General features: G+C 69.5%; 19 protein-coding genes. 8 read left to right on the top strand and 11 right to left on the bottom strand.

Going from position 1 to position 20,948, the window contains the following annotated elements; translation table 11 throughout:
• Window positions 1-58: 58 nt before the first annotated feature.
• On the bottom strand, window positions 59-1,246 hold the full coding sequence (locus A9O67_RS08535; RefSeq protein WP_068609260.1) for a JmjC domain-containing protein: 1,188 nt from the start codon (window positions 1,244-1,246) through the stop codon (window positions 59-61).
• A gap of 14 nt (window positions 1,247-1,260) precedes the next feature.
• Between A9O67_RS08535 and A9O67_RS08530 the strand changes: the two genes are divergently transcribed.
• Complete coding sequence (locus A9O67_RS08530; RefSeq protein WP_043699090.1) at window positions 1,261-1,758, top strand: FKBP-type peptidyl-prolyl cis-trans isomerase; 498 nt, start codon at window positions 1,261-1,263, stop codon at window positions 1,756-1,758.
• A 58-nt stretch (window positions 1,759-1,816) separates the two neighbouring features.
• On the opposite strand, the gene dut is transcribed toward A9O67_RS08530, so the two are convergent.
• From dut to xseB, 7 genes are all read right to left on the bottom strand, one after another.
• Window positions 1,817-2,266, bottom strand: coding sequence for a dUTP diphosphatase (gene dut / locus A9O67_RS08525; protein WP_068609258.1), 450 nt, complete (start codon window positions 2,264-2,266; stop codon window positions 1,817-1,819).
• Between the two features lie 49 nt (window positions 2,267-2,315).
• A complete protein-coding gene (locus tag A9O67_RS08520) occupies window positions 2,316-4,100 on the bottom strand; it encodes a TRAP transporter large permease (RefSeq protein WP_068609256.1) in 1,785 nt (594 codons plus the stop codon).
• A 14-nt stretch (window positions 4,101-4,114) separates the two neighbouring features.
• Entirely contained in the window at window positions 4,115-4,732 is a 618-nt protein-coding gene (locus A9O67_RS08515) for a TRAP transporter small permease subunit (RefSeq protein ID WP_068609254.1), read from the bottom strand.
• Window positions 4,733-4,891: 159 nt separating this feature from the next.
• Entirely contained in the window at window positions 4,892-5,971 is a 1,080-nt protein-coding gene (locus A9O67_RS08510) for a TRAP transporter substrate-binding protein (RefSeq protein ID WP_068609252.1), read from the bottom strand.
• 213 nt (window positions 5,972-6,184) lie between these two features.
• Window positions 6,185-8,089, bottom strand: a complete 1,905-nt coding sequence (gene dxs / locus A9O67_RS08505; RefSeq protein WP_068609250.1) for a 1-deoxy-D-xylulose-5-phosphate synthase — start codon at window positions 8,087-8,089, stop codon at window positions 6,185-6,187.
• Window positions 8,090-8,111: 22 nt separating this feature from the next.
• The gene (locus A9O67_RS08500) at window positions 8,112-9,044 is read right to left on the bottom strand and encodes a polyprenyl synthetase family protein (protein WP_068609248.1); all 933 of its coding nucleotides are present in this window, start codon (window positions 9,042-9,044) and stop codon (window positions 8,112-8,114) included.
• Window positions 9,041-9,307: an exodeoxyribonuclease VII small subunit gene (xseB, locus tag A9O67_RS08495; protein ID WP_068609246.1), complete on the bottom strand. Its 267-nt coding sequence runs from the start codon at window positions 9,305-9,307 to the stop codon at window positions 9,041-9,043. Before xseB ends, A9O67_RS08500 begins: the two co-directional genes overlap by 4 nt.
• Before the next feature lie 273 nt (window positions 9,308-9,580).
• Between xseB and A9O67_RS08490 the strand changes: the two genes are divergently transcribed.
• From A9O67_RS08490 to A9O67_RS08480, 3 genes are all read left to right on the top strand, one after another.
• Window positions 9,581-10,744, top strand: coding sequence for an aromatic ring-hydroxylating oxygenase subunit alpha (locus A9O67_RS08490; RefSeq protein ID WP_068609244.1), 1,164 nt, complete (start codon window positions 9,581-9,583; stop codon window positions 10,742-10,744).
• 109 nt (window positions 10,745-10,853) lie between these two features.
• Window positions 10,854-11,732, top strand: a complete 879-nt coding sequence (locus A9O67_RS08485; RefSeq protein ID WP_068609242.1) for a DMT family transporter — start codon at window positions 10,854-10,856, stop codon at window positions 11,730-11,732.
• Window positions 11,729-12,607: a sulfurtransferase gene (locus A9O67_RS08480; RefSeq protein ID WP_068609240.1), complete on the top strand. Its 879-nt coding sequence runs from the start codon at window positions 11,729-11,731 to the stop codon at window positions 12,605-12,607. Before A9O67_RS08485 ends, A9O67_RS08480 begins: the two co-directional genes overlap by 4 nt.
• A gap of 34 nt (window positions 12,608-12,641) precedes the next feature.
• Here A9O67_RS08480 and A9O67_RS08475 read toward each other — a convergent pair whose 3' ends face one another.
• A complete protein-coding gene (locus A9O67_RS08475) occupies window positions 12,642-13,115 on the bottom strand; it encodes an EAL domain-containing protein (RefSeq protein WP_068609238.1) in 474 nt (157 codons plus the stop codon).
• Window positions 13,116-13,289: 174 nt separating this feature from the next.
• Complete coding sequence (locus tag A9O67_RS08470; protein WP_068609235.1) at window positions 13,290-14,198, bottom strand: dienelactone hydrolase family protein; 909 nt, start codon at window positions 14,196-14,198, stop codon at window positions 13,290-13,292.
• A gap of 189 nt (window positions 14,199-14,387) precedes the next feature.
• On the opposite strand from A9O67_RS08470, the gene A9O67_RS13955 reads away from it, so the two are divergent.
• Window positions 14,388-15,971, top strand: a complete 1,584-nt coding sequence (locus tag A9O67_RS13955; RefSeq protein WP_068609233.1) for a methyl-accepting chemotaxis protein — start codon at window positions 14,388-14,390, stop codon at window positions 15,969-15,971.
• A gap of 40 nt (window positions 15,972-16,011) precedes the next feature.
• Window positions 16,012-16,782, top strand: coding sequence for a hypothetical protein (locus A9O67_RS08460; protein ID WP_197484463.1), 771 nt, complete (start codon window positions 16,012-16,014; stop codon window positions 16,780-16,782).
• Window positions 16,783-16,800: 18 nt separating this feature from the next.
• Here the strand turns inward: A9O67_RS08460 and polA are convergent, their stop codons facing one another.
• Window positions 16,801-19,575, bottom strand: a complete 2,775-nt coding sequence (gene polA, locus A9O67_RS08455; RefSeq protein WP_068609230.1) for a DNA polymerase I — start codon at window positions 19,573-19,575, stop codon at window positions 16,801-16,803.
• Between the two features lie 41 nt (window positions 19,576-19,616).
• Here polA and A9O67_RS08450 point away from each other — a divergent pair, with 41 nt between their 5' ends.
• Window positions 19,617-19,979 (top strand): hypothetical protein, encoded by a 363-nt coding sequence (locus A9O67_RS08450; RefSeq protein ID WP_082955458.1) that lies wholly within the window; start codon window positions 19,617-19,619, stop codon window positions 19,977-19,979.
• A gap of 6 nt (window positions 19,980-19,985) precedes the next feature.
• Window positions 19,986-20,939, top strand: a complete 954-nt coding sequence (locus A9O67_RS08445; RefSeq protein ID WP_068609228.1) for a homoserine kinase — start codon at window positions 19,986-19,988, stop codon at window positions 20,937-20,939.
• Window positions 20,940-20,948: the final 9 nt, after the last annotated feature.

Genomic DNA, 20,948 nt, shown 5'->3' with positions numbered 1-20,948 from the left:
AGGGTTTACCCTTGTAAGCAATCGTAACGTTTGCTACCGAAGTTGTCTGCCGCGCCCATCAGGACACCGCATGCAGCCAGCCGGCCTCGAACCACTGCGCCAGCACGGCGCGGGCATCGTCGCTGGCGCGCCGCACCTCGTCGGCCGACAGCTCGCGCGCATCGGCCAGCCGGCGCATCAAGCGGGCGTCGCGCCCGCGTGCGATCAGCGCTTCGCCATTGATGAAGACATGGTGCTCGTCGTACGCCATGCGGGTGCGCCGGTCCAGCACCACTGCGCCTGGTGTCCACGAGACTTCGGTGGGCTCGAACCACACGCGCGGCTTGGGTTCGGTCAACACCTCGCCCAAGGCGCAGGCCAGCGCCCGCTCGTCCGCCACCAGGCGCTGCAACCCCTCGCGCGCAAAGGCCTGCAGGGCCGCCGGGATACGCGCGGGCTCGGTCGTTGCAGGCTGGCGAGGGTCGCGGTACAGGGCCTCGTCCTCATGCTCGTCGGCCAGCCGCTGCACCAGCTCGGCCGCCAGCCCTCCACGCTGCGGCACCCGGAATCCGATGGAATACGTCATGCAGTCGTCGCCCAGGGCCACCCCTTCGTGGGCCCAGCGCGGCGGCAAATAGAGCATGTCACCCGGCTCCAACACCCACTCCTGTTCGGGCTCGAAGCGCTGCAGAATCTTGCACGGCAGATCGGGCCGCAACGCCAGATCCCGCTGCCGGCCGATGCGCCAGCGGCGCCGCCCGCTGGCCTGCAGCAAAAAGACGTCGTAGCTGTCGTAGTGCGGCCCCACCCCGCCGCCGTCGCTGGCCCAGGAGATCATCACATCGTCCAGCCGGACGTCGGGCACGAAGCGAAAGCGCTGCATCAGCGCATGCACCCCGTCGTGGTGCAGGTCCACGCCCTGCACCAGCAGCGTCCAGCCCGGGCGCCGCAGCGGCGGCAGCGCGCGCTCGCCCCGCCGTGCGCGGGGATCGAACGGCCCGTGCCGCAGCCGCCAGGTGTGGGCTGGGTCGCCGGCGTCGGGGTGCTGTTCGACCACGCGCGACTCCACGTCCTCGCGCGCGGCCAGCGCAAACAGCTCGGCGCGCGACAGCAGCGGGCGGAAGCCCGCCACCGCCTGCCGGATCAGCAGCGGGCGGCGCTGCCAGTGGCGCTGCATGAACTGCTCGGGCGTCAGCCCGCCGAGCAGGGGTGTCGGCTCGGTCGGCAGGGGGAACGGAAAGGCGCTGGAGGGCGTGGGTCGTCTCATGGGACAATTGTCCGATGAAAATCGCACCCCCCTGCGTGGCCAGCCTGAGCTGGACCCTGAAGGACACCTTGGGCGACGTGCTCGACGCCTCGGACGAGCCGGTGGAGTTTTTGGTCGGCGGCCGCGACCTGCTGGCCAGCATCGAGCAGGCCCTGGTCGGCCGTGGCCCGGGCGACCGCGTGGAGCTGCACCTGGAGCCGAAGGACGCCTTTGGCGACTTCGACGACCAGTTGATCTATCTGGAGCCGCGCTCGGCCTTCCCGGCCGAGCTGGAGGTGGGCATGGCCTTCGAGGGGCTGCCCCCGGGTTGCACGCCGGACGCACCGCGCGACCGGCTGTATTTCGTCAGCGAAATCTACCCCGAGCACGTGGTGCTGGACGCCAACCACCCCCTGGCGGGCATGGCCCTGCGGCTGACGCTGCGGGTGCACGACGTGCGCGAGGCGACGGTGGACGAGGTCGGCCGCGGCAGCACCGGCACGGGCTTTTTCCAGGTGCATTTGCGCGACTGACGGCGCAATCCACTGCGCGGCTGAACGCCCTGCACCCCGGGCCCGGAACGGGGAACGATCACGCGCGGCCGGTGGAGCCGTAGCCGCCCTCGCCGCGCGCCGTCGCCTCGGCAAATGCCTCGACCACACGGAACTGCGCCTGCACCACCGGCACGATGACGAGCTGCGCAATGCGCTCCAACGGCTCGATGGTGAACGGCACGGGACTGCGGTTCCAGGCGCTGACCATGAGCTGCCCCTGGTAGTCACTGTCGATCAGCCCGACCAGATTGCCCAGCACCAGACCGTGTTTGTGGCCCAGACCGGAGCGCGGCAGGATCAGCGCCGCGTAGCCGGGGTCGGCCAAATGGATGGCCAGCCCCGTGGGCACCAGTTGCCAGGCGTTGGGCGCCAGCGTCAGCGGGGCATCCAAGCAGGCGCGCAGGTCCAGCCCGGCGCTGCCCGGTGTGGCGTAGGCGGGCGGCTGTGCGTGCAGCCGGGGATCGAGGATCTTGACGTCGACGTGCATGGGGATGGCATGCGCGGGGCGGCACCGGCCTCGGGCCGCCCCGGCGGGGTCACTGCTGGGCCTTCTTGGCGGCTTCCTCGAGCGCCTTGATGGGGTCGATCTCCTCGCCCTGATCGCTCGGGGCGGATTCCTCCTGCCCCTCGTCGGGGTTGGCCTCTTCGTCATCACCCCAGGGCGAGGCGCCATCGCCACCCAGCTGGTCGAGCTTTTCCATCACGGCGGCGTCGTACACCCCCGTCTTGGGGCCCAGGTGGTCGATGACCAGCCCGGGGAAAGCCATGATGACGGCCACCATGATGAGCTGCAGCACGATGAAGGCGATCGAGCCCTTGTAGATCTGGGCCGTGGTTACCGCGGGAATGCGCTGCTTGGTCACGCGATCCGTGTAGTCCTCGCGTGCCGCGACGCTGCGCAGATAGAACAGCGCAAAGCCAAAGGGCGGGGTCAGGAACGAGGTCTGCAGGTTCATCGCGATGATCACGCCAAACCAGATCAGGTCGATGCCCATCTTGTCGGCCACCGGCGCCAGCAGCGGGATCACGATAAACGCGATCTCGAAGAAGTCGATGAACATGCCGAGGACGAACACCAGCAGATTCACGACAATCAAGAACCCGATCGCGCCACCCGGCAGTTTGTCGAACAGATGCTCAACCCAGATGTGGCCGTCGGCCGCGTTGAAAGTGAAACTGAACACCGTGGAGCCGATCAGGATGAACATCACGAAGATGGTCAGCTTGGTGGCGTTCTCCATCGCCTGCTTCAGCAGCGACAGCGACAAGCGCCCGCGCGAGGCCGCCATGATCAGCGCCCCCACCGCGCCCATCGCACCGCCTTCCGTCGGCGTGGCGATGCCCAGGAAGATGGTCCCGAGCACCAGGAAGATCAGAATCAGCGGCGGGATCAGGACGAAGGTCACGCGCTCGGCCAGTCGCGACAACAGGCCCAGCCGCGCGACATGGTTGACCATGGCCAACAGCAGCGCCGCGAAGGAAGCGACGGCGACCGGAAAGATCACCAGCTCATCCCCCGGCGCAGGGCCCTCGCGCCCGGTGAGGGGATTGATCAGCGCCTCGTGGTTCTGCCACCACAGATAGCCGGCCGCGGAGGCCACCAGCAACAGCGCAAACAGCGACCGGTGGCCGCTGGCACCGTTGGGCTCGTTGTACACCCGCGCCTCAGGGGGCAGCGGCGGCACCCACGCCGGCCGCACGATGGCCACACCCGCGATGAACACCAAATAGAGCCCGACCAGCAGCAGACCGGGGACCAGCGCCCCCGCATACATGTCGCCCACCGAGCGGCCGAGTTGGTCGGCCAACACGATCAGCACCAGCGACGGCGGAATGGCCTGCGCCAGCGTGCCCGAGGCGGTGATGGTGCCGGTGGCGATGGTGCGGTTGTAGCCGTAGCGCAGCATGATGGGCAGGGAGATCAAGCCCATCGAGATGACGGCCGCGGCCACGACGCCGGTGGTGGCTGCCAGCAGGGCACCGACCAGCACCACGGCCACCGCCAGCCCGCCGCGCACCGGGCCAAACACCTGTCCGACGGTCTCCAGCAGATCCTCGGCCATGCCGCTGCGCTCCAGGATGATGCCCATGAGCGTGAAGAACGGGATGGCCAGCAGCGTGTCGTTTTGCATGATGCCGAACACGCGCAGCGGCAGCGCCTGAAACAGCGTGTCCGCAAACAGGCCGATCTCCATGCCAATAAAGCCGAAGAACAGCCCTGTCGCCGCCAGCCCGAAGGCCACGGGGAAGCCGCTCAGCAGAAAGACCAGCAGCCCGGCGAACATCACCGGGACGAAGTTGTTGGTGAGGAATTCGACCATGGTCGTCTCGTCGCTCAGTGTTGGCGGGCCGCGGCGGCGACCTCTTCTTCATGGCGCTTCTCGGCCTCGGCGATGTCCTTGGCGAGCTGCTGCGCCTCGCTCGGGCCCGTATGCGCCAGCACGTCGGGGCCGTGCCCGGTGAGGAAGGCGATGCGCTTGATCAACTCGCTCACGCTCTGCAGAAACAGGATGACGAAGCCCACCGGGATGAGCAGATAGACCGGCCAGCGAATCAGCCCCCCGGCGTTGGACGACATCTCACCGGACTGCCAGGCGCGCTCGAACAGCGGCCAGCCCAGCACCACCATCATGTAGCACAGCGGCAGGACGAAGACGAGGATGCCGACGATGTCGACCCAGTTGCGGGCACGGTCGGAAAAGCGGCTCGACACGAAGTCGATGCGCACATGGGCATTGCGCAAAAACGCGTACCCGCCACCGAGCAGAAAGACCGCCGCGAACAGATACCACTGGATCTCGAGAAACGCGTTGGAGCTGAGGTCGAACGCCTTGCGCGAGACGGCATTGGCGGCACTGATCAACGTGGTCAAGAGGATCAGCCACATGCCGAGCTTGCCGATGCGGTCGCTGATGGCATCGATCAGCCGAGAGAAGGTGAGCAGCGCTTGCATTCCTATCCCCTGGTTCAGGGTCCCGAACGAGAAAGCCGGGCAGTATACCGACCAACCGGCACGGCCCGCAGGGCGTGCCGGTGCCGCCCGGCACCACACCCAACGGTCACCCACAAAAAACCCCGCTTGCGCGGGGCTGGGGATGACCGCCCTCGTCGATTACAGCTTGGTGCCCTGCATGTAGCGGTCGAACGCCGCTTCCGGCAGGCGGAACCACAGGTTCTGGTCGCGACGGAAAGCCGCGTAGTCGCTGTAGATCTTCTTCCAGTTGGGGTTGGAGTTGCTCAGCTCGTCGTACAGCGCCATGGCCTGCTTGAAGGCCTCGTCCATCACCGTCTTCGGGAACGGCGCCACTTTGGTGCCAGCCGCGACCAGACGCTTGAGGGCCGCCGGGTTGCGCACGTCGTAGCGGGCCTGCATTTCGGCGTGGGCATAGGCCGCCGCCGACTCGACCATGGCCTTGTATTCGGCCGACAGGTCGTTGTAGGCCTTCTTGTTGATGTAGAAGTCGACCTGGGCGCCGCCCTCCCAGAAGCCCGGGTAGTAGTAGTTCTTGGCGACTTTGTTGAAACCCAGCTTCTCGTCGTCGTACGGCCCGATCCATTCGCAGGCGTCGATCGTGCCCTTCTCGAGGGCTTGGTAGATCTCGCCGCCGGGGATGTTTTGCGGCACCGCACCCATACGGCCCAGCACCTTGCCGGCAAAGCCACCTATGCGGAACTTCAAGCCCTTGAAGTCCTCCGGCCCCTTGATCTCCTTGCGGAACCAGCCGCCCATCTGGGCGCCGGTGTTGCCGCCGGGGAAGTTCACGATGTTGTACTGGTCGTAGAACTCGCGGAACAGCTTCAGGCCGTTGCCGTCGTAGTACCAGGCGGTCAGCTGACGGCTGTTCAGGCCGAAAGGAATGGCCGTGCCCATGGCGAAGGTGTCGTCCTTGCCAAAGTAGTAGTACGGGGCGGTGTGACCAGCCTCGACCGTGCCCTGCTGCACCGCGTCCACCACGCCCAAGGCGGGCACCAGTTCACCCGGAGCATGCACCGTCACCTGGAACTTGCCACCGGACATCTCGCCGATCTTCTTGGCGAACACGTCGGCCGCGCCGTGGATGGTGTCCAGCGACTTGGGGAAGCTGGAGGTCAGGCGCCAGCGGATCGTGGCCTGGGCGTGCACCGCGGGTGCGGCCGCAGCGGCCAGGATGCCGGCCATGCCAGCGTGCTTGATGACGGAACGACGATCCATCTCGGAAGACTCCTTGGGGTTGAATCACTGTTGCTACCAGCTCTCGGGAAGCCGATCGGCACTGCGGTGGCGACTATAATCGACGCCTACCGGCCGCAGCGGGAGTGTTTACCCTGAGAGCGGGGTTTTCGCGGGGAATTTTGAATTTATTTCAAACGTCAAACAAATCGTCTCACGCCCCACGCTTGTGCACACGGGCCGCACATCAGCCGCTCAAGCGGCGGGATGCACCACTTCGAGCACGGGTCGGGCCACCAGGTGCGCACCGAACCGGTCGCGCACGCTGCGCTCGATCCCGGCCGCATCCAGCCCCAGCCGCGCCAGCAACAGCGCCGGGTCACCGTGCTCGATGAAGCGATCGGGCAGGCCGAGCGGCAACACCGGGCGCACCACGCCTTCGGCGGCGAGCAGCTCCATCACCGCGGCCCCGGCACCGCCGGCGATGGCGCCCTCCTCCACCGTGACCAGCGCCTCGTGGTCGCGCGCCAACGCCAACACCAGGTCGCGGTCCAGGGGTTTGGCCCAGCGCATGTTGGCCACCGTCGCGCCCAGCGCCTCGGCTGCCTGCAGCGCCGGGTGCAGCAGGGTCCCGAAGGCCAGGATCGCCACCCCCCGGCCCCGTCGGCGCACCTCGCCCCGGCCGTAGGGCAGTGCCTGCGGCTCGCGCGGCAGGGCCGCGCCCACGCCCGCGCCGCGCGGGTAGCGCACCGCCACCGGATGCGACTGTTCGTAGGCGGTGGTCAGCAGCTGGTAACACTCCGCCTCGTCCGACGGACACGCGATGGCGACGTTGGGAATGCAGCGCAGGAACGGGATGTCGTACGCGCCGCAGTGGGTCGGACCGTCGGCACCGACGATGCCGGCACGGTCCAGCGCAAACACGACGGGCAAATTTTGCAGCGCCACGTCGTGGATGGCCTGGTCGTAGGCGCGCTGCAAAAAGGTGGAATAGATCGCCACCACGGGCTTGAGGCCCTCGCAGGCCAGCCCTGCGGCAAAGGTCACCGCATGCTGCTCGGCAATGCCGACGTCGTAATAACGGTCCGGAAAACGCCGGTGGAACTCCACCATGCCCGAGCCCTCGCGCATCGCGGGCGTGATGCCGATGAGCCGCTTGTCGCGCTCGGCCATGTCGCACAGCCACTGGCCGAACACGGCGCTGAAGGTGGGCTTGGGCGGCTGCGCCGGGGGGACGACGCCGACCTGCGGGTCGAACTTGCCCGGGCCGTGGTAGGTGATCGGGTCGGCCTCGGCCAGCTTGTAGCCCTGCCCCTTCTTGGTGACCACGTGCAAAAACTGCGGACCCGCGCCGTCGTCGAGCAGGCGGCGGATGTTCTCCAGCGTGGGCACCAGCGATTCGAGGTCGTGCCCGTCGATCGGGCCGATGTAGTTGAAGCCGAACTTCTCGAACAGCGTCGCGGGCACGACCATGCCCTTGGCGTGCTCCTCGAAACGGCGGGCAAACTCCAGCAGCGGCGGGGCCACGCTGAGCACCTGCCGACCGACGCTGCGCGCCGCCGCGTAAAACCGCCCGCTCATGAGCTGCGCCAGATACCGGTTGAGCGCACCGACCGGCGGGCTGATCGACATGTCGTTGTCGTTGAGCACGACCAGCAGCGGGGCCTTGGTGACGCCCGCGTTGTTGAGCGCCTCGAACGCCATGCCGGCGGTCATGGCCCCGTCACCGATCACCGCCACCGCGCGCCGGCGCTCGCCCTTGGCCTGGGCCGCCAGGGCCATACCCAGCGCGGCGGAGATGCTGGTGGACGAGTGCGCGGTGCCGAAGGCGTCGTACTCGCTTTCGCTGCGCACCGGAAAACCGCTGATGCCGCCGAGCTGGCGCAGGGTGTGCATGCGCTCGCGCCGGCCGGTCAGAATCTTGTGCGGATAGGTCTGGTGGCCGACATCCCACACCAGCCGGTCGTGCGGCGTGTCGAACACATAGTGCAGCGCGACCGTCAGTTCCACCGTGCCCAGGTTGGAGCTGAAGTGCCCGCCCGTGCGCGCCACGCTTTGCACCAGAAACTCGCGCAGCTCATCGGCCAGCGGGCGCAACTGAGGACGCGCCAGCCGGCGCAGATCGGCCGGCGAGTCGATGGACGAGAGCAATCCGTTCATGGCTATCCCCCTGTCGAAGCCGTCAATACCGGCGCTGCACCACCCACCGCGCCAGCGCCGCCAGGCGTTGCGTCGGCTGTGCCGGCATGTCGTGCAAGGCCTGCAGGGCCTGCGCCAGCAGCGCCTGCGCATAGGCCCGCGCCGGCTCGACGCCCAGCAGCGAAACGAACGTGGGTTTATCGGCGGCGGCGTCCTTGCCCGCCGTCTTGCCCAGCGTGGCGGAGTCGGCCGTGGCATCGAGCACATCGTCGATCACCTGGAAGGCCAGGCCGAGTGCCCGGCCATAGCGGTCCAGCGCCGCCAGCACGGCGCCTGCCCCCCCGGCCGCCAACGCCCCCATGCGCACGCTGGCCAGCAACAGCGCACCCGTCTTGCGGCGGTGCATGTCCTCCAGCGCCGGCTGGTCCAGGCGCTGCCCGACCCCGGCCAGATCGATGGCCTGCCCGCCCGCCATGCCCGCCGCGCCGGACGCCACGGCCAGCTCCCGCGTCAGCGCCACGGCCAGCGCGGGCCGCGCCTGCGCCCAGGGCGGCGCGACCAGCCACTCGAAGGCCAGCGCCTGCAGCGCATCCCCCGCCAGCAAGGCCTGGGCCTCGCCGTAACGCACATGGACGGTCGGCTTGCCCCGCCGCAGGACATCGTCGTCCATGCAGGGCAGGTCGTCGTGCACCAGCGAATAGGCGTGGATGAGCTCGACCGCCCCCGCCACCGACCACACGGGAGCGTCCGCCGCCGGATCGGCATCCCCGGACACCGCCTCCCAGGCCGCCAGAGCCAGCAGGGGGCGCAGCCGCTTGCCCCCGTCCAGCACGGCATACCGCATGGCATCGCCGAGCCCGGCTGGCGCATCAGCGGGCAGGCGCGCGTCCAAAAACGCCTCCATCTGCTCCAGGCGCCGCGCCATCCACTCCCCCAATCCGGCCGCGGGCGCGGCCGGCAGCGCCACGTCCGTCATGCCCCGGGCTCCCACGGCCGGGTCTGCTGGCCATCCACCACGCGGATCTGCTGCTCGACCGCCTCCAGCCGCGAGCGGCAATACGCCAGCAGGGCCGAGGCGCGCTGGTACGCCCCGAGCAAATCGTCCAGCGGCATCTGCCCGGACTCCAGCCGCGCCAGCAGGGCTTCGAGCTCCTGCACCGCCGCCTCGTAGGTGCTGGGCAGCGGCTCGGGGGCCGCGTCGCTGTCGGCAACGGCGGGGGAGGATTTGGCGCGTGGCATATCGGGATCCGTTGCGTCGGGGCGCGTGATGGCGGATGTGACGCCGTTTTTTTGATCCGGCTCAAAAAGCCAATCATTGTAGTGGGTTGCCCCGCCGACGGGGGTGTGGGTAGAATCCGCCGTCCCCCGCGGCCTGGGTTCGTCCAGACTGGCGGGGGACAGTGCTTTCACCCCACAAGGAGGTGTGTTTCCCCAACCCCGCGCCGAACCGTCCCCACGTTTCTGTAGCGCTTGTACGCCCCGTCATCGGGGGAGTCTGAGGTCAGGATCATCATGTCCGATTTGAGTCTTCCATTGCAGCAGGCGAAAAGCCAACTGCCGGTGTCCGTGTATTTCGACGAGGCGCTGTTCCGGCGCGAGCTGGAGACGATCTTTCAGTCCGGGCCCCGCTACGTGGGGCACGCCAATGCGGTTCCGAACGTCGGCGACTACTTCGCGCTGCCGCAGGAGGGCGAGGGCCGCGCGCTGGTGCGCACCGAGCGCGGCGTGGAGCTGGTCAGCAACGTCTGCCGCCACCGGCAGGCCGTGATGCTCAAAGGCCGCGGCAACCTCAACCACGAGGGGCAGGCGCACGCCGGCGGGCACATCGTCTGTCCGCTGCACCGCTGGACCTACAGCGGCGGCCTGGGCCAGAACCTGCCCACGGGCACGTTGATCGGAGCGCCCCACTTCGCGCAGGATCCGTGCCTGAACCTGCAGCGCTGGAAGCTGCGCGAATGGAACGGCCTGCTGTTCGAGGACAACGGCCGCGACATCGCCGCCGACCTGCGCGCGATGCAGGTGGCCGACGTGTTCAACTTCGATGGCATGGTGCTCGGCCACGTCGAGCTGCACGAGTGCAACTACAACTGGAAGACCTTCATCGAGGTCTATCTGGAGGACTACCACGTCGTGCCTTTCCACCCGGGGCTGGGCAATTTCGTCACCTGCGACGATCTGCGCTGGCAGTTTGCGCCGGAGTTTTCGGTGCAGACCGTGGGCGTGCAAAACCTGGCCGCCAAGGCCGGTAGCCCGGTGTACGAACGCTGGCACGAGGTGCTGATGCGCCACCGCGAGGGCCGCCTGCCCGAACACGGTGCGGTGTGGCTGACCTACTACCCGCACATCATGGTCGAGTGGTATCCGCATGTGCTGACGGTCTCCACGCTGCACCCGATCGCCGTGGACAAGACGCTCAACCTGGTGGAGTTCTACTACCCTGAGGAGATCGCCGCATTCGAGCCCGAGTTCATGGAGGCGCAGCGCGCCGCCTACATGGAGACGGCCATCGAAGACGACGAGATCGCCGAGCGCATGGACGCCGGCCGCAAGGCGCTGCTGCAGCGCGGCACCAGCGAGGTCGGCCCCTACCAGAGCCCGATGGAAGACGGCATGCAGCACTTCCACGAGTGGTACCGGGCCCGCATGGGAATGCCGGTCGGCGGCGTCGGAGGCTGAACCCCTGCGCCACGATCCCGCCAGCGCCGCCGGGGCCGCCAGGACCACGACGGGCGGCTCTCCCCCGGCAGCGCCCCCGCGCCGCGAGCGCCCCGCCCAGGCCCTGTGGATGGTCGTGGGCGCGTTCTTGTTCGCCTCTATGGGGGTGTGCATCAAGTTCGCGTCCAGCCACTTCCACAGCTTCGAGGTGGTGGGCTACCGCGGCCTGATCGGCATGCTCTTTTTGCTGGTGCTGACGCGTTCGCGCGGGGTGTCGCTCGCGACGCGCGTGCCGATGATGCACCTGTGGCGCACCATCGTCGGCACCGCCTCGCTGCTGGCGTGGTTCTACGCCATCGCGCAATTGCCGCTGGCCACCGCGATGACACTCAACTACATGAGCAGCGTGTGGGTGGCGGCCTTCCTGCTCGGCGGCGCGTTGTTGCTGCAGCGCGGCAGCCAGCCGCTGCGGGATCAGACGCCGCTGTTCCTGACGGTGCTGGTGGGCTTTGGCGGGGTGGCGCTGGTGCTGCGGCCCACCTTCGACGGGACGGCGGCACTCGGGGGCCTGTCCGGCTTGCTGTCCGGCCTGACGTCGGCGCTGGCCTATCTGCAGGTCGCCGCCTTGTCCCGCGCGGGCGAGCCGGAGAGCCGCACGGTGTTCTACTTTTCGGTGGGGGCGACGCTGGTCGGCTTTGCGGGTACGGCCGTCGTCGGGCCCAGCCCGCTCGCCACGCCCCAGGCCCTGTGGCTGATACCCATCGGGCTGCTGGCGGTGCTGGGGCAGTTGTGCATGACGCGCGCCTACGCCAGCGGGGCGACGCTGGTCGTGGCCAACCTGCAATACTTTGGCATTGCCTTTGCCGCGCTGTACGGCTTGGCGGTGTTTGGCGACCGCCTGCCGCTGACCGGGTGGCTGGGCATGGCGCTGATCGTCGCGAGCGGCATCGCGGCCACCTTTTTGCGCGAACGCGCCGTCCCCAAGCTGCCGGCCGAGGAACACGCATGACCACCGATCTGCCCTTCCCCCTCATCGATGCCGCCACCCTGCGCGAGCGGCTGGCGCGCGGCACCACGACGCGGGTGTTCGACTGCAGCTTCGACCTGGCCGACCCGACGGCGGGGCGAGCCCAATACCGTGCCGGGCACATCCCCGGGGCGCGGTATGTGCACCTGGACGACGACCTGAGCGCCGGAGCGGACGACGAGGCGCCTGCCGCCAGCGGCGGGCGCCACCCCCTGCCCGCGCGCGAGGTGTTCGCCCAGCGTCTGCGCACCTGGGGCCTGAACAGGGACGAGGCCGTGGTGGTCTACGACCGCCAGGGCGGCATGGTGTGCGGGCGCTTGTGGTGGATGTTGCGCTGGTGCGGGCATGCGCCGGTCGCCGTGCTGGACGGGAGCTGGGCCGCTTGGGTGGCGGCGGGCGGCGCCATCGAAACCGGCGACGCTGCCCCTGCGACGCCCGGGGACTTTGCCCTCGGCCCGGCGCGGGTGGCCCTGCGCCGGACCGACGAGGTGGCGGCCGCCCTCGGCACGCCTGGGCAAACACTGATCGATGCCCGCGCCGCGCCGCGCCACCGCGGGGAGGTGGAGCCGCTGGACCCCGTGGCGGGCCACATCCCGGGGGCGCTGAACCGGCCGTTCACCGAAAACTTCGACGCCGACGGCCGCTACAAATCCCCCGACCGTCTGCGGGCGGAGTTCGACGCCTTGCTGGCGGGGCGCGATCCGGCCACGGTGGTGCACCACTGCGGCAGCGGGGTCAGTGCCATCCCGAATGTGCTGGCCATGACGATCGCGGGACTGGGCACGCCGCCCCTGTTTGCCGGCAGTTGGAGCGAGTGGTGCAACACGCCGGGCCTGCCCTGCGCCCGGTCGTGCTGAAGAACGCGGCCCCAGGCGCGGGGACGCTCGGCCGTCAGCCCTGCGCGGCCCAATCCGGCTCGGGCAGCGCTTCGACCTCCGGCCGCGCGATCAGATTACCCTGGAACAGCGCCACGCCCATGGCGCGGGGCTGGTCGTACTCCGCGCGGGTTTCCACCCCCTCGGCGATCACCTGCACCCCCACGGCGGCGCAGGTGCCCAGCACGCCGCCGACGATCGCCTGCCGGGCCCGGTTGCGGTCGATGTCGCGCACCAGCGCCATGTCCAGCTTGACCAGCTGGGGCTGGAACTCCGCCAGCAGATTCAGCCCCGAGTAGCCGGCGCCGAAGTCGTCGATGGCCGTCAAAAAGCCCCGGTCCTGATAGTCGCGCACGATGGACAGCGCGTGTTGCGGATCGCGGATCTTCTCCGCCTCGGTCATCTCGAACACCAGGCGCTGAGGGTCGAAGCCGACCTTGTGCGCCGCGGCCAGCGTCAGCCGGATGCAGGTGGCCGGCAGAACGCCCATCCGCCCACCGGGCCAGTGCCTCGTAGGCAAAGACTTCGCGCCGCGCCACGTCGACGATCGGCTGAAACGCCATGCGCGGCTCGCCCGCGTATTCGCCAGAGCCCCGGCACTGCACACAGCCTGCGACGTCGCCCGGCGCGCCCCGAAAGAACCGCAAGTTTCGGCATGCGGGCATCATACGACGCCGTGTCGCGCAAACCAATCGAGGCAGCGCTTCCAGCCATCCTCGGCGGCTGCCTGGCGGTAGCTGGGGCGGTAGTCGGCGTGGAAGGCGTGCGGCGCATCGGGATAGACCACGAAGGTGGAGGCCCGCGCCGCCGGACTGCCCTGCGCCAGGGCGGCCTGCATGCGCTCGACCGACGCCAGCGGGATCCCCGTGTCGGCCCCGCCGTAGAGCCCGAGCACGGGCGCTTTCAGCTCCCCCGCCCGATCGAGCGGATGCTGGGGCTGCAGGGGCGTGCGCTCGCCCTCCAGGCGGCCGTACCAGGCCACGGCGGCCTTCAGGCGCGGGCTGTGCGCGGCATACAGCCACGTCTGGCGCCCGCCCCAGCAAAACCCGGTGACGGCAGCCTTCGACAGATCTCCGCCATGGGCGCCCGCCCACACCAGACAGGCATCCAGATCGCGCGCCACCTGCGCATCGGCCACCTGGGAGACGACCTCGGCGATCAGCCGCGCCATCTCGCCATAGCTCTGGGGGTCGCCCTGGCGCACGAACAGCTCCGGCGCCAGCGCCAGGTAGCCCGCCCGCGCAAAGCGCCGGGCCGTGTCGGCAATGTACTCGTGGACGCCAAAAATCTCGGACAGCACCAGCACGACGGGCAGACCCGTGCGCCCGGCGGGTGCGGCGCGGTAGACGGGAATGCTCTCGCCACCCGCCGGCACCTGCACCTCACCGGCCACCAGCCCGTCGGCCGGCGTCTTGATGGCAGCCGACGCGACGATGGGGGCTGCGGCCGCGGCATACCCCACGCCCAGCGCACCGCGCAGGACGGCCCGCCGTGGCACACCCGCGCCGGGACGGGCGTCGAGCAGGGCACGCAGATCGCGTTCGTGGTCGGCAGGGGTGTCGGTGACGGGCATGGCATGGCCTCCAAAACGATACGTGCGACGCGAGGGTTTGACGCAGGTCAGAATCGGCGCCTGGGCCTTCGATATCCTGACAGTGCTATTGTCTGGTCTGGCCGCCACGCATCGGCGCACGGGGGATAACCCGGGTGCAAAGCGGGTTTTGCGGCCCCCCGGCTCGGCCTCCCCCTGACTCACCCATCCATGAACGCTTTGCTGAACCGTCTGCGCCTGACCCAGCGGGTCTTTGCCGTCATCGTCGGCTATCTGATCGTGCTCGCCCTCGTGGTCAGTGCCGGGCTGTGGGGGCTGTACACGGCCAAGACCAGCCTGCGCCAGGTGCATGCCCACCGCATGGCGATCAGCGAAGCACTGGCCACGCTGCTGCGCAACTACTACGACAACCGCTTGCACGTCCTGCTGGCCTTCCAGCACGCGCCGGACAGCCCAACCCGCGCGCTGCATGACCATCCCACGTCGATGCACTTGGACGTGGTGAAACAGCAACGTGAATCGAACAACCAGGCGCTGAAAACCATCGAATCGATGCTGCCGCAGATGGACGACGAGGAGCAGCGCCTCTATCAAGCCGTGATGGACGCGCGCAAGGCCTGGCAGGCCAAGCGCGACCAGGCGCTGGAGGCCCTTCGGGCCGAGAACTTTGGCGCCGAGGTCATGCAGGCCTTTCTGGCGGCCGGCCGCACCGAAGGCGCGGCGTTCGAAGCCGCGATGCAAAAGCTCCGCGATCTGCAGCACCGGCGTGCCGACGAGGAAGCGAATGCCGCCGAGCGGCGCTACCACTTCAACCTGGCGCTGGTGGTGGCGGTGCTGTTGCTGGGTGCGCTGCCCATGACGGTGCTGATGGTGGCGACCCTGCGGCGCATGTCCACGGGCTTTCGCATCGCCGACGAGACGGCCACCGCAATCGCGGCGGGCGACCTGTCGCGCGCCATCGTCCCCGACGGCCGCGACGAGATCGCCCATGTGCTGCAACAACTGGAGCAGATGCGCCAGGGGCTGCGCGAACTGATCGGCAATGTGGTGTCGGCCGCGGACAGCATCGCCAGTGCCGCCAGCCAGGTCGCCAGCGGCACACTGGACCTGTCGCAGCGCACCGAGCAGCAGGCCAGCTCGCTGGAGCAGACCGCGTCGGCCACCGAGCAGCTCAACAGCACCGTGCACCAGAACGCGGCCAATGCGCGGCAGGCGGACGACATGGCCGAAAAGGCGTCGGCCATCGCCGAGCGCGGCGGGGACGTGGTACGCCAGGTGGTGCAGACCATGAACGACATCAACGAGTCGTCGCAGCGCATCGCCAACATCATCGGCGTGATCGACGGCATCGCGTTCCAGACCAACATCCTGGCGCTCAACGCCGCGGTGGAAGCCGCGCGCGCCGGCGAGGCCGGGCGCGGCTTTGCCGTCGTGGCCTCCGAGGTGCGCAATCTGGCCAGCCGCAGCGCCGAGGCCGCGCGCGAAATCAAGGCCTTGATCAGCGACTCGGTGACCAAGGTGGGGACAGGCAAGGACCAGGTCGATGCCGCCGGCGCGACGATGGCCGAGATCGTCCACAGCATCGAGCGCGTCACGGAGCTGATGCGCCAGATCGCCACCTCCAGCGCCGAGCAGGCGGATGGGCTGGGGCAAATCAACCAGGCCGTCGCGCTCATGGACGGGGTGACGCAGCAAAACGCCGCCTTGGTGGAAGAGGCATCGGCCGCCGCGGCTGCCCTGCGCGAGCAAGCGCAGCAACTGACGCAGCAGGTGGGGCGCTTCCGCCTGCGTTGAGAGGGGGCGGATGCGGGTCCGGATCTGGTAGGCTGGCGCCATGTCCCTGCAACAGCCGCGCCCGGTCCGCGCGTCCGCCCCGCCGCCCCTCACGGACGGGCGGTTCGCCGCCCGTACCGCCCTTCGCCCGTGGTGGCGGTGGTCGGTTTGGGGGGCGGGCTTGGCGGTGCTCGCCGCGTTGGCGGGCTGTGGCACGCCGGCACCGCGCCCCGGCGCCGCCTCGGCACCGGCCACGTCGGACCGCGACTTCGGCTACGACGGAGGGTCGGTGACGGCCACGCAGACGGGTGCGGCCTGCGAGCTGCGCTGGCAGGGTGCGCTCCATGCCGGCGCCGTGCCCCGGTTGCGCCAGGCTCTGGATGCGGTGGACCGGCAGCGCTGCGAACGCCGCACGCTCGTGCTCGGCGCCGTGGACGGGGCCGTGGGCGAAGCCATCACCATCGGCGCGATGGTGCGCAACCGGGGCTGGGACACGGCGATTGCGCCCGGTGGTCTGTGCCGCACCCCCTGCTGGCTGGTGTTTGCCGCCGGCGCCCAGAGGCACATGGCCGATGGCCCGACGCCGGCGCGGGTGGTGTTCAACCAGATTCCGCCCGACGCGGACTTTGGCCGCCAGACTTGCGCCACCGAACTCAGCCGCGCGCAGCAGTTGACGCTGACGCGCTACCTGCGCGCCATGCTGCCGCCACCGACCGCGACCGCCGTGTACCAGAAGCTGCTGGCGGCCGACTGCCGCAGCGCCGAGGCGTACGGGCCACAGCAGGCCCGGCTGATGGGGTTGGCAACCGGGCCGGGCGGCAGCCTGCCCTGACCCGTGGGCAGCGCGCCTTCAGTGCGCCTGCTCCCAGTTGGCGCCGACACCCACCTCGGCCACCAGCGGCACGCGCAGGGTCGCGACGCCGGCCATCAGGCGCGGCACCTCGGTGCGCACCCAGTCGATCTCTTCCGGCGGCACCTCGAACACCAGTTCGTCGTGCACCTGCAGCACCATGCGCGTGCGGCGCTGCTGCTCGTCCAACGCGCGCTGCACCGCGACCATGCTCATCTTGATCAGGTCGGCGGCCGTGCCCTGCATCGGCGCGTTGATGGCCGCGCGCTCCGCTGCAGCCCGCCGCGGCCCGTTGGGGGAATTGATTTCGGGCAGCACCAGGCGGCGGCCGAACACGGTCTCCACATAGCCGCGCGCCTTGGCCTGGGCCCGCGTGCGGTCCATGTAGTGGCGCACCCCGGCAAACCGCTCGAAATAGCGCTCGATGTAGTTCTTGGCCGCCGTCGCGTCGATGCCCAGCGCCTTGGCCAAGCCGTAGGCGCTCATGCCATAAATGAGGCCAAAGTTGATCACCTTGGCATAGCGGCGCTGCTCGGGACTGACCAGCTCCGGCGGCAGGCCAAACACCTCGGCCGCCGTGGCGCGGTGCACATCCTGCCCTTCGGCAAACGCGCGCAGCAAGGCCGCGTCCTCGCTCAGGTGGGCCATGATGCGCAGCTCGATCTGCGAATAGTCGGCGCTGGCGATGGACCAGCCCGGGGGCGCCACGAAGGCCTCGCGAATGCGCCGCCCCTCGGGCGTGCGGATGGGGATGTTCTGCAGATTGGGATCGTTGCTGGCCAGCCGCCCGGTGACGGCGACGGCCTGCGCATAGTGGGTGTGCACCCGCCCCGTGACGGGGTGGATCATGCCGGGCAGCTTGTCGGTGTAGGTGCCCTTGAGCTTGGAGAGGCTGCGATGCTCCAGGATGCGCGCCGGCAGCGGATAGTCCTCGGCCAGTTTTTCCAGGACCTCCTCGTCGGTGCTTGGCGCGCCGGTGGCGGTCTTTTTGACCACGGGCAGGCCCAGCTTGCCAAAGAAAATCTCGCCGATTTGTTTGGGCGAACCCAGGTTGAAGGGCTGGCCCGCCAGCGCGTGCGCCTCGGCCTCCAGCGCGGCGATGCGCTCACCCAGGACGTGGCTTTGCCGTCGCAGCGCCTCGGCATCGATCAGCACGCCCTGGCGCTCCATGCGGAACAGCACGTCGGAGACGGCCACCTCCAACTCGTAGATGCGCTGCAAGGCCGGCTCGGCCTGCAGCCGGGGCCACAGCACCTGATGCACGGCCAGGCACATTTCCGCATCCTCGCAGGCGTAGGGGGCGGCGCGCTCCAGCGGCACCTGCGCAAACGGGATTTGCGCCGCCCCCTTGCCGCACAGATCCTCGTAGCTCAGGCCGCGGCGCCCCAGATGGCGTTCGGCCAGGCTTTCCAGGTTGTGGGGCTTGTGCACCTCCAACACATAGCTCTGCAGCAGTGTGTCGTGGACGCAGCCGCGCACGGCGATGCCGTGGTTGGCCCACACATGCCGGTCGTACTTGACATGCTGGCCGCACTTGGGGGCGGCGGCATCCTCCAGCCAGGGCCGCAGCCGCTCCAGCACCGCGTCGAGGGGCAACTGCGCCGGCGCGCCCGGATAGTCGTGGGCGAGGGGGATGTACGCCGCCTCCCCGGGTGCGACGCTGACCGACAGGCCCACGAGGCGGGCGCGCATCGCATCCAGCGAGGTCGTTTCGGTGTCCAGCGCCACCAGGGGCGCAGTGCGCAGGCGGGCCAGCCACGCATCGAGCGTGGCCCAGTCGAGCACCGTCTCGTAGCGCAGGGCGGGCGCGGGCGGCGGATCGCCAAACAGCGTGCCCTGCGCCGCCGCCGCGGGGGTGGGGGCGGCGGCCGCGTCGCCTTCGCCGCCCAGCGCCCGGGCCAGCCCCTTGAAGCCATAGCGCTGATAGAACGCCCGCAGCGCCTCGGTGTCGGGGGCTCGCTTGCGCAACGCCTCCAGCGAGGGCAGGCCGGGCACATGGCCATCCAGGTCGCAGTCGGTGCGTATCGTCAGCAGTTGACGGCCGGTGGGCAGCCAGTCCAGGGCACGCCGCAGATGGTCGCCGGCCGCCCCCTTGATTTCGTGGGCGCGCGCCACGATGGCATCCAGCGAGCCATAGGTCTGCAGCCACTTGGCGGCCGTCTTGGGGCCGACCTTGTCCACGCCGGGCACGTTGTCGATCGCGTCGCCGACCAGGGTCTGAAAATCCACCATCAGCCGGGGCGGCACGCCAAACTCCGCCTCCACCCCGGCGACATCGCGCACCTTGCCCGTCATCGTGTCGATGATGGTGATGCGCTCGTCCACCAGTTGGCTCAGGTCCTTGTCGCCGCTGGAGACGATCACGCGCCAGCCCTGGGACGCGGCCGTCTTCGCCAGGGTGCCGATCACGTCGTCGGCCTCCACCTCGGGCACGTCGAGCACGGGCAGGCCGAGCAGCCGGATGACCTCGTGGATGGGGGCGATCTGGGCGCGCAGGTCGTCCGGCATCGGCGAGCGGTGCGCCTTGTACTCCGGATACAGGGCGTCCCGAAACGTCGGCCCGGCCGCGTCAAATACGACGGCGATGTGGTCGGAGGGATGCTCCTTCTGCAGCGCCTGCAGCATGTTGATCATGCCGCGGATCGCCCCGGTCGCGGGGCTGGTGGGATCGCCAGGCACAGCCCTCAGGTCGGGCATGGCGTGGTAGGCGCGGTACAGGTAGCTGGAGCCATCCACCAGCACGAGCAGCGGGGCGTCGGGGTCGCGGTCGGTCATCGCGCTATTGTGCATGGCCGATTGCCTACAATCGGGGCGTCATGCTCCAACCGCCCCGCCCCACCGCCCGCGACGGCCGGCGCCACGCCGCGGCCGCCGGATACGCCCAGCCCCTGCGCCACGCCCTCGGCGTGGCCGCCGTGCTGTTCGCCTGCTCGGCCACGGCTCAACCCGCCGACAGCGCCCCGGCGGCCGCCACGGCGCCGGAGCCCAAGGTCGAACGCCTGGTGCATCAGGACGGCCACAGCCGCATCGAGGAACTGCGCGTGGGCGGCCAGACCCGCACGATCGACGTGCGCACCCGCTCCGCCCTGCCGGGCTACGAGGTGCGGCCGATCGACCCCGGCGTCGGGGATGAGCGTTCGGGGGCCGGATCGCGCCGCTGGCGCGTGCTTGCGTTCTGATCCGCCATGGCCGTCTTCACCGAGGTGGGCCGCGACGAGGCCGCGGACCTGATGCAGCGGCTCGGCCTGGGCCGCCTGGTCGACATGGCGGGCTGCGCCGGGGGCATCGAAAACACCAACTACTTCGTCAGCACCGAGCGCGACGGCCAGCGGCACGAATGGGTGCTGACCCTGTTCGAGCGGCTGACCGCGCAACAGCTCCCCTTCTATCTGTACCTGATGAAGCATCTGGCCGGCAAAGGCATCCCCGTGCCCGATCCGCAGGCCGATGCGAGCGGCGCCATCCTGCACACGGTGCGGGGCAAGCCCGCCGCCGTGGTCAACCGGCTGCGCGGCCACCACGAGCTGGCCCCCGGCCCCGAGCACTGCGCCCAGCTCGGCGCGATGCTGGCGCGCATGCACCTGGCGGGGCGGGACTACGACCGCGAGCAGCCCAATCTGCGCGGGCTGGCGTGGTGGAACGAGACGGTGCCCGTGATCCTGCCCCACCTGGCCCCGGAGCAAACGGCGCTGCTGACGGCCGAGCTGGCCTATCAAAACCACATCGCCGCCACCCCCGCGTACCAGGGACTGCCGCGCGGCCCCATTCATGCCGACCTGTTCCGCGACAACGCCATGTTCGAGGACGGGCGCCTCAGCGGTCTGTTCGATTTTTACTTCGCGGGCTGCGACACCTGGCTGTTTGACATTGCGGTGTGTCTGAACGACTGGTGCATCGACCTGGCCGATGGCGCGACAGACCCCGTGCGAACACAGGCCCTGCTCGACGCCTACCAGTCGGTCCGCCCGCTGACCGCCGCCGAGCGCGAGCTGCTGCCCGCGATGCGCCGTGCCGGTGCGCTGCGGTTCTGGATCTCGCGCCTGTGGGACTGGTACCTGCCGCGGCAGGCGGCCGTGCTCAAGCCGCACGACCCCACCCACTTCGAGCGGGTGCTGCGCGCCCGCCTCGCCGAGTGTTGACCCGCGCCC

The organism is Tepidimonas fonticaldi, from assembly GCF_001675355.1.
GTDB lineage: Bacteria > Pseudomonadota > Gammaproteobacteria > Burkholderiales > Burkholderiaceae_C > Tepidimonas > Tepidimonas fonticaldi.
The sequence above is the reverse complement of the archived record's forward strand: the minus strand, read 5'-3'. Positions and strand labels throughout refer to the sequence as shown.